This window comes from Vibrio sp. D173a (assembly GCF_030248475.1).
Map to the genome: position 1 here is coordinate 1 of NZ_JAHGAH010000607.1, position 630 is coordinate 630.

Annotated in this window: 1 protein-coding gene and 1 pseudogene; both read left to right on the forward strand. The window is 44.8% G+C overall.

Features of this window, described 5'->3' with window-relative positions; translation table 11 throughout:
* Window positions 1-467: 2OG-Fe dioxygenase family protein (locus KIV40_RS27870; protein ID WP_285352442.1), on the forward strand; the 467-nt coding region annotated here is incomplete at its 5' end.
* Window positions 451-630 (forward strand): annotated as a pseudogene (locus KIV40_RS27875) (cysteine desulfurase-like protein); the annotation flags it as partial. The gene KIV40_RS27870 and the pseudogene KIV40_RS27875, both read left to right, overlap by 17 nt.

Here is a 630-nt window from a genome sequence, read left to right on the forward strand (position 1 = left end):
AATCAGAAGACATCAATCACTTTCAAGGCGATGTGGTACGTCAATTTGAACCAGTAGAAGCGAATATTCTCCAAAGCGAAGGTATGCAGGAGATGTGTGAGCTGTTCATTGAGACAAACGGCTTAGCAGACGGACAAGAGATCGAGATTCACCAAATTCGTATCTCAGCAATCTACGACGAGACGCAAGTTGCTCCAGAAGGCGTGCACCAAGATGGTTTTGATCATATTGCCTTGATTGGTATGAATCGCCATAACATTGTCGTCGGTGAGATCATGCTTTACCAAGACTCTCATGAAGCGCCATTCTTTAGAAAAGTGCTGGAAGATGGTGAAGTTGCAATGCTTGCAGACAGCAAACTTTGGCACAACGCTCAGCCAATCCGAACGATTGACCACGGCGAAGTGGGTCATATGGATGTATTTGTACTGACAGCAAAGGATGAGCGCAATGTCCTTCACTCTTAATGATGTTCGCCAGCAGTTTAGCGCGTTAAGCCAATATCATAATGGCAAGCCTGTTACTTTTTTTGATGGACCCGGTGGTTCGCAAGTCCCTGAAAATGTCCTAGCCTCAATGACTGAGTACCTTGGTCATTTTAATTCAAATCTAGGTGGACACTACTTTTCG